This window comes from Alteraurantiacibacter buctensis, assembly GCF_009827655.1.
GTDB lineage: Bacteria > Pseudomonadota > Alphaproteobacteria > Sphingomonadales > Sphingomonadaceae > Alteraurantiacibacter > Alteraurantiacibacter buctensis.
Window position 1 is genome coordinate 1 of record NZ_WTYV01000014.1, and the last position, 7,261, is coordinate 7,261.

At 62.8% G+C, this 7,261-nt stretch carries 8 protein-coding genes; 5 read left to right on the forward strand and 3 right to left on the reverse strand.

Annotation, left to right across the window (positions count from 1 at the left end; genetic code table 11):
- A partial coding sequence (locus tag GRI99_RS18180) for a contractile injection system protein, VgrG/Pvc8 family (protein ID WP_160773486.1) occupies nt 1-876 on the forward strand: 876 nt, incomplete at its 5' end.
- A gap of 29 nt (nt 877-905) precedes the next feature.
- Here the strand turns inward: GRI99_RS18180 and GRI99_RS18185 are convergent.
- From GRI99_RS18185 to GRI99_RS18195, 3 genes are read right to left on the reverse strand one after another with little or no spacing between them, the layout of a single operon-like run.
- Nucleotides 906-1,754: a hypothetical protein gene (locus tag GRI99_RS18185; RefSeq protein ID WP_160773487.1), complete on the reverse strand. Its 849-nt coding sequence runs from the start codon at nt 1,752-1,754 to the stop codon at nt 906-908.
- A 10-nt stretch (nt 1,755-1,764) separates the two neighbouring features.
- Nucleotides 1,765-2,769 carry a DUF2806 domain-containing protein gene (locus GRI99_RS18190; RefSeq protein ID WP_160773488.1) on the reverse strand — a complete coding sequence of 335 codons (1,005 nt, stop codon included), beginning with the start codon at nt 2,767-2,769 and terminating at the stop codon, nt 1,765-1,767.
- 10 nt (nt 2,770-2,779) lie between these two features.
- Complete coding sequence (locus GRI99_RS18195; protein ID WP_160773489.1) at nt 2,780-3,550, reverse strand: XRE family transcriptional regulator; 771 nt, start codon at nt 3,548-3,550, stop codon at nt 2,780-2,782.
- Between the two features lie 50 nt (nt 3,551-3,600).
- Here GRI99_RS18195 and GRI99_RS18200 point away from each other — a divergent pair, with 50 nt between their 5' ends.
- The 4 genes from GRI99_RS18200 to GRI99_RS18215 form a co-directional block, all read left to right on the forward strand.
- The gene (locus tag GRI99_RS18200) at nt 3,601-3,912 is read left to right on the forward strand and encodes a transcriptional regulator (protein ID WP_160773490.1); all 312 of its coding nucleotides are present in this window, start codon (nt 3,601-3,603) and stop codon (nt 3,910-3,912) included.
- A 287-nt stretch (nt 3,913-4,199) separates the two neighbouring features.
- Nucleotides 4,200-4,676 (forward strand): phage regulatory CII family protein, encoded by a 477-nt coding sequence (locus GRI99_RS18205; protein WP_160773491.1) that lies wholly within the window; start codon nt 4,200-4,202, stop codon nt 4,674-4,676.
- Nucleotides 4,673-5,041 carry an Ogr/Delta-like zinc finger protein gene (locus GRI99_RS18210; protein ID WP_160773492.1) on the forward strand — a complete coding sequence of 123 codons (369 nt, stop codon included), beginning with the start codon at nt 4,673-4,675 and terminating at the stop codon, nt 5,039-5,041. Before GRI99_RS18205 ends, GRI99_RS18210 begins: the two co-directional genes overlap by 4 nt.
- 307 nt (nt 5,042-5,348) lie before the next feature.
- Nucleotides 5,349-7,261, forward strand: a 1,913-nt coding sequence (locus GRI99_RS18215; RefSeq protein WP_160773493.1) for a toprim domain-containing protein, incomplete at its 3' end; no start/stop codon positions are given.

The window sequence follows — 7,261 nt, forward strand, 5'->3', positions numbered from 1 at the left end:
ACGCTGCAGAACGCCGATGGCCTGCTGGCCATGCCCGGCAGTGGCCGACGGCTATCGCTGGCGCTGGGCTGGCGCGTAGGCGGGGAAGATGCACTGCCCGGCCTGGTCGACAAGGGCAGCTATGTGGTGGACGAGGTGAGTGCTTCCGGGCCGCCAGACCAGATCACCATCACTGCCCGCAGCGCAGATCTGGCGCGCGGCTATCGGCGACGGCGCACGCGCAGCTGGACCGATACCACGCTGGGCAGCGTACTGGGCCAGATCGCCAGCGATCACGGCGGCAGCGCTCGCGTGGAAAGCGCCCTGGCCAACCGGCCGATCATCGCGATTGAGCAAGAGGGCAAGAGCGACATGGCCTTCGTGCGCGATCTGGGCCGCCGCTATGACGCGGTGGCCACCTGGAAGGGCGGCGTGCTGCTGTTCCTGCCGGCAGGTGGCGGTGCCAGCGCCAGCGGCACACCTCTGGGTTCCGCGGTCATCACCCGCCAGCACGGCAACCAGTGGACATTCACCAGCGCGGATCGGGACACCAGCGACGGGGTGCAGGCCCAATGGCACGATGCCGAAGCCGGTCGCCGCAGGACGGTCAGCGTGGGCAGTAGCCGCAATCGCCGCCGCCTGCCGCGCGTCTACGCCACCCAGGACGAAGCGCGCCAGGCGGCAGAGGCAGCCTTGTCTCGTGATGCCCGCTCCGCGTGGAAATTCAGTTACGCGCTGGCCGTGGCAGACCCCGAGCTGCAACCGGAGATGCGGGTGACCCTGCAAGGATGGAACAGCACGATCGGCGGCATCGCCTGGTCAGTCGACAGCGTGGAGACCAGCTATGGCCCGGGCGGGTTGACCCAAAGGATCGAGCTTGAGGGGGCGGCCCAATGAACATCTTGTCCGACTGGAATTGGCTGCCGCTAGGTGTCATCGGGATGCCCCTGAGTGTCTATCACTTCGATCGACCATCCGCCCATGAATACCAGTCCCGATCCGTGTGGCTGATCGAGAAAGGACACTCTAACCTTGAAGTGGCTGGTGTAAATTCTCGGCCCGATCGACCGATATCTGATCCAGCAGTTCGCGCTCAATACCGCGTTGCGCGGAGGAAGCACGAACATGACGACGGCCTCCTGCTCACCTGGTGGAATAACAGTCCAGCGGGCGGAATTATTTGGCACGTCAACGCCTTGCGGATGATCAGCCCCGACCTCGATCAGCCTGCCCGGAGATCGTCCCTTGTTAGCTATATAGATCGCAGCATATTCGTACGCGCCGTCTTCGAGGCTGGCAGTCGTACCGCTGACAGCGTGAAGGATTGCCCGTTCCGCGTCGTACATGAGTTCGAGATTTTCTTGTGCGATCGTCACCTGTCGTCTGGTTTCGCTGAACGTGCGCCAGACCAAGTATGCGCCTGCCACGCTGACGCCCATGCCCAACAGGGCAGTCAACCCCATAATCTCGGCCCACAGGGCCATCTGCTGTTGGGCGATTAGATCATGCTCATCGCGCTGGCGCTCGTCCTCTTCGCGGCTATTTCGGGCGGATCCTTCGGATATGCATTTTGCCAGATCCGGGACGGGCACGAGGGAACAGGCATCGGCTACCTGCTGGCTGGCGCGCTCTATGCGGTCGCGCTGGGCCTCGGCTGCGGCGTTCTCGTAAGCCCGATGCTCATATAGCCCGTATCCGCCCAACGCCGCGAGCAGCACGGTGATGAGGGCGACAAGGGCAAGGTTCTTGGCCCCTCCGATCGCGCTTTCCCTCATTCGCGGCTCATCAAACAACACCCAAGCTACGCAAGAAATCCTCCTGTCCGCCCCACAAGAAAGTCCAGCTTTGGAGAGTGCAGGTATCGTCAACCCATTTTGCTGGGCCTAATAACGCGAACGAGCTATTCGGCCACAACGACTTTGCTTCCTGCAGCACGGACCGAACCATTTCGGGTTCATTATCGTAGGGCAAAAGGCTCGCTAGTTCGGACCCAGCTCTCGTCAAAGTTCGTATGGTGATATGCGCTTCATCGGGCCCGACATCGGTGTACAGGTAACCCGAATAGGTTTTGCCCATGACCCAAACCCGGTTCTCGACGCGCTTGAGAATCCTGGAAATGTTCGGGTCAGGCTCGATCAACCCAGCGTCGGCCAGCCTCGCAAGTTGCCGAAACTTTGCCCCGGATTTCCAGTTTTCTTTCAGTGCGAAAATCGTGTCGTCTCGAAGTCGAAGGTTCCCATACTCTGCAAAGAGCTTGGCTGTTTCGCTGTCGAGCTCGGACAAGACACGAAGAGTGCGAAACCCAAAGCTGTTGGGTTTGACGATCTCGCCGGCCAACAGCCGCGCCCACACGGCCTGCATCTCATCGTCTGAAACATCTCCGACGTAGCTGGTGAACTTGCGTCTCCAGTCATCACCAATGTCCTCGGACACGATCATGTCATCGGTCAGATCCATCGCTTCAAGTTGAGCCGCCGCCTTCACAGTGGTCTGCTCGATATTGGCCTGCCTGGCAGCTTCATCAGAAGATAGGCGCGACATGGTCCGCTGCATCAGATCGGGGTCAGCAGCCGCCTGGATTGCCGCCAGCCTCGCCAATTCAATCGCAAAGGTGCGCTTGGCTTCCGCTTCCGTAAGCCGCTGCGAAATCTGAGCAGCTTTCTCTGGAAGGTAGCCGTGTCCTACCACCTTCAAGAGCGCCTTTGTGGCCTTTGTTTTCCATCCCAAAGGAACCTTCTCGAGGGCCTGATTGACGGGCGCTGGCAATCCCGAAGTCGGTTCGCTTTCCACTCTCTGCCCCCTAAACCCGCCTGATCACGGCGCGCACCCGGCCGATCACGTGCAGCTCGCCATCGACCGCGGTCTGCATTTGCACCAACGGATTATCGCTGTGGATTTCGACGGCGCCATCGGGCCGGGCGCGCAGGCGCTTGATCATGCCGAAGTCGCCCACCGTTATCGCCCAGATCTGATCGTTGGGCCCAGGCTGGGTGAAGCGCCGGTCGATCAGCACTACCTCGCCATCGCGGATCGTCGGCTCCATCGAATCGCCGTCACCCTTTGCCCAAGCGAGCAGTTCAGGCGGGGCATCGGTGAATTCACGCAGCCAGGCACGGGAGAAGGACCGCTTCTCGATCTCACCGCTTTCCTCGATGAACCCGCCGCCCATGCCGAAGCCGATCTCGACATAATCGATCTCTACCAAATCCGAGTTTGGGGTTCTCGAAATGGATGAATGGCCCGCAGCTTGTGCCGGATTCGCACCAGCTGCATCAATATCGGCCACAAACTGTCGGAGGTCCTCCATGGAGCCAACGAACTCGATCCGCCCAGAATCTTCCGTCTCACCAAAGAGGTAATAGGGTGTCGTGCCCAAGACTTCAGCGATCCGGTGAATGTGCCGCGATGTTTTCGTTTCGCCGCTCAAGATGCGACCGATCGATGGCTGCTTGACCCCAACGAGTTCAGCAAGCTTCGACTGATTGATCCTCGCGGCATCCATCAGCAGCTTCACGCGATCAGGCTGGATCTCCCGCATATCGGCGAGATTATACGCAAGCGTATTATACATCACCCAACTTTTCCGTTGACGATTATACGCTCATGTATATACGTCAGCGTATGACAAGGTTCGAAGCTCTTCAGCGCTCTCTCAAGGCGTTTAGCTCTCAACAGGCTATGGCCAATGAACTCGGGGTCACGCAGCCCACTGTTTGGCGCTGGCTGAACCAGTCGAAGCAAGTGCCCGCCGAGTACGTCCTGCGCGTCGAAGCCGCCACCGGCGTCTCCCGCCACGACTTGCGCCCCGACATCTACCCGCGCGAGGAGATGACTGATCACCACGTGGGTGACCGCTTCTGCGGCATCGATCGCCAGATTGCCGCCCGCCAGCAAATGGCCGCCGGTGCAACCAGCGCCAGCAAGGCTGCCTGACCGATGTCGCCCCCCACCCATCTTTCCGTTTTCCCCTGCCAGACGGGACACGCTCTGCCCCGCGAACGTATTGCCATCCGGCAGCCTGCGCGGTCAGCGGGAAAAACCCTCGATCGTTCCCCTCATGATGAGCCGGGGGGACCCCATCAGCCGACGACTGACACGGCTGCGAAGCCACCGCACCTGCGGGATCAAGCGGAGCCCCGGCCACGGAAGGGTGGTAGCCCCTGCCGTGCATTGCACTCTGCGAATGCGGTGGAAGTCAGCCAGATCCGCGGAGGTCGGGCATGAACCCGCTGCCCCGCGAGGAACAGCGCCAGGCCCGCCGCGCGCGTGAGCTGGTGGAAGCCGCCGGCGGGCTGGAAGCCTGCGCGGAGGAAACCGGCCTCTCCACCAGCCACCTCTCCCGCTATGGCTCCATCGCCGAGAAGGATTCCATGCCGCTGCGCGTGATCGAGCGGCTCGAGAGCGTTACCCACGGCACGCCCGGCCATCCGGTGGTCACCACCTATCTGGCCGCGCGGCAGGGCTTCACCCTGGTCAAGCGCCCACAGGTGCCATCCGATCGAGCAGCACTGATGGAGCTGCTTTCCCAACATGCCCGGGCGCGGGGAGACTGCGAACAGCAGATCCTGCATGCCCTCGCCGATGGCCGCGTCGATGCGAACGAAGCCGCCGCGCTGATCCCGCTGTTCCGCACCAGTTTTGAACTCACCAACCAGATGCTGGCCGAACTGGAAGCCATCGCAGGAGACGGACAATGAGCGGCGAAGGAACGATGCGCGCACAGCCGCTGGCCTATGCGCCGCTGCAATTCCGCCTGCACAGCGGTGGCCGCAACTCCAACCACGCGCTGGTGGCCTGCCCCAAGTGCGAGGCACCTGCCTTCATCCGCGACAGCGAACAGCTGACCGAGAAGGTCAAGCACCTGATCTGCCACTGCACCAATTCGGGTTGCGGCCACGTGTTCAAGATGGAGCTGGCCTTCGTCCACACGCTGGTGGCGGGCAACCTGGACCGGCCGGATCTGGACCTGCCGGTCTGCCCGCGTGATCAGGTGACCCACATTCTGCCACCGCCGCGCGGCGCGAACGACGCGGATCAGATCAGCATGTTCGACACCGGCTGACCGCCGGAACGATCACACCGCCAACCATTGCCAACCACGGGATCGAAAATGGCCGCGCTGCGGCCAAGGGGGAAGTTTTGCCAGTTGCTCAATCAGGCCCGCCGCAATGCCGGCGCTGCCTCACCCACACCACCAGGCTCTTCTGGACCTTCACCAACAGCATTGGCTGGCGGCAATGGTGCCAGGCCTGCGGCGATGGTGACGCCGAGGGCCCGCCGCGCGCCTACATGGGCCCGGTCAACCTTGGGCAGCACGCCGGAGTGGGCCGCCGCCCTCAAGCAGCCGCAGGCGATAGGGCGACCGCCCGGTGAGCCTCGAAACCCAGATCATTGAAGGCCTGAAGCGCCAGTTTTCGTTTCGCAAGGCGAAGGGCACTTGGCTGCAGGAGGGCAAGTGCCCGCAGTGCGGCCGGCACGAGGTTTACTGCGCGGCCAAGGATCCGCGCGTGGTCAAGTGCAGCCGCGCCGATCGCTGCGGGTGGGAAGACACCGTCCGCAACCTGCTGCCAGAGTTGTTCGAAAACTGGTCCGAACGTTTCAAGCAGACCGAGGCTGATCCCAACGCCGCCGCCGATGCCTACCTGCAGTTCGAGCGCGGGCTGGATCTGCGCCTGCTGCGCGGCACCTATTCGCAGGAACTCTACAAGGACTTCGACAGCGGCCAGACCGGCGCCACCGTGCGCTTCCCAATCGGCGATTCCTATTGGGAACGCATCATCGATCGCCCGGGCCGCTTCGCCAAGAAGGCCCACTTCAGGAAGGGCGGAACATGGGGCGGCCACTGCTGGCTGCCCAACCACACCTCCTTCGAGACGCTGGCCCAGGCTGACGATATCTGGATCACCGAGGGCATCTTCGATGCTGTGGCCCTCACCCAGGGAGCACACCTCGCCGCCGTGTCGAACATGTCGACCGGCCCCTATCCCGACAAGTTCCTCGACCAGCTGCTGCAGGCCATCGCCGCGATCAAGCGGCGCGATCGGCCGCGCCTGGTCTTTGCCTTCGATGTCGGCACCGCCGGTGTCTGCTATAGCCGCAAGCATATCGAGCGTGCCCGCCGCGAAGGCTGGGACGCGGTCTGCGCCCAGGTGCGGCCAGACGGCGAAGGGACCAAGCTCGACTGGAACGACCTGCTGCTGCGGCACCAGAGCTGGAACGGCGAGGCGCAGGACGCCCCCCTTTCCGATCACAAGATCGCGGAATACCTGCACAACGGTGCGATCACCATCGCCGCCACGCCGCGCGAGAAAGCCAAGCTGATCGTCGATCGGGCCGAAGCCCAGGCCCGCTCGATCAGCGCCTTCGACTTCCGCCACGGCAACCGCCTGTGGTGGTGCTCGATCAAGTACGACGAGAACGACGGGCGGCAGATCAACGTCCACGAGATCTGCAACTGCGCCTTCCGCATCCTCTACCGCGAGCGGGACGAGATCGAGGACGAGACCCACTACTACCTGCAGATTGACTTTCCCAACCGGCAGGAGACGGTCAAGGCGCGCTTCAGCGCTTCCGCCTGTGCCAATTCGGGCGAGTTCAAGAAGCGGCTGCTGGCCTTCGCCGGCATGTGGTCTGGCACCGGTGAGCAGCTGGACCGGATCATCCGCAACCAGACGCGCGATCTGAAGAAGGTCGAGCCGATCCCCTTCACCGGCTTCTCGCAGCGCCACAAGGCTTGGTTGCTGGGTGACATAGCGGTCCACCAGGGCCGCCTGATCAGCGTCAACGCCGAGAATTATTTCGACATCGGCAAGCACGCGGTGAAACTGCGCAGCGCCGAGCGGATGCTCGAGATCGATTACGACCCCGACCGAATCAAGTTCGACTGGCTCGACGATCTGTGGACTGCCTACGGGCCGAAGGGCCTGATCGCCCTGGCGTTCTTCTCGATGTCGCTGTTCGCCGTGCAGATCCGCGAGCAACACAAGTCGCTCGGCTTCCTCGAGATCACCGGCCAGCCCGGCTCCGGCAAGACCACCCTGGTCGAGTTTATGTGGAAGCTGCTCGGCCGCACTGGGTATGAAGGCTTCGACCCGAACAAGGGCACCCGGGCCTTCCTCTCCCGTTCGTTCGTGAAGGTGGCCAACCTGCCCATCGGCCTGATCGAGAGCGGGCGCGACGACGACAAGCGCAGCCACAACAAGCAATTCGACTACAACGAGCTGCTGGTGCTGTTCAACGGCCGGTCTCCGCGCGGGATCGGGCGCAAGAGCGGCGGCTTCGA